General features: G+C 41.1%; 1 tRNA gene. It reads right to left on the bottom strand.

The features are described 5' to 3' along the window. Positions 1-92 precede the first annotated feature (92 nt). A tRNA-Gly gene (locus UFB30_RS16560) sits at positions 93-166 on the bottom strand. Between the last annotated feature and the right edge of the window lie 92 nt (positions 167-258).

Consider the following 258-nt stretch of genomic DNA (forward strand, 5'->3'; position numbering starts at 1 on the left):
GCTCATTGTCTTTTTGTTTCGAAAAAGACTAAAAATCTTAAACGTTGACGTTTGGTTGTTTAGTTTTCAAGGTTCAAATGTTTCAAAAATATTGGAGCGGGTGATGAGAATCGAACTCACGACATCAGCTTGGAAGGCTGAGGTTTTACCACTAAACTACACCCGCATATAAAATTTAAAATATGGCGCGCCCGAGAGGAGTCGAACCCCTAACCTTTTGATCCGTAGTCAAACGCTCTATCCAATTGAGCTACGGGC

Source organism: Jeotgalibacillus haloalkalitolerans, from assembly GCF_034427455.1.
GTDB classification, from domain to species: Bacteria; Bacillota; Bacilli; order Bacillales; family Jeotgalibacillaceae; genus Jeotgalibacillus; species Jeotgalibacillus haloalkalitolerans.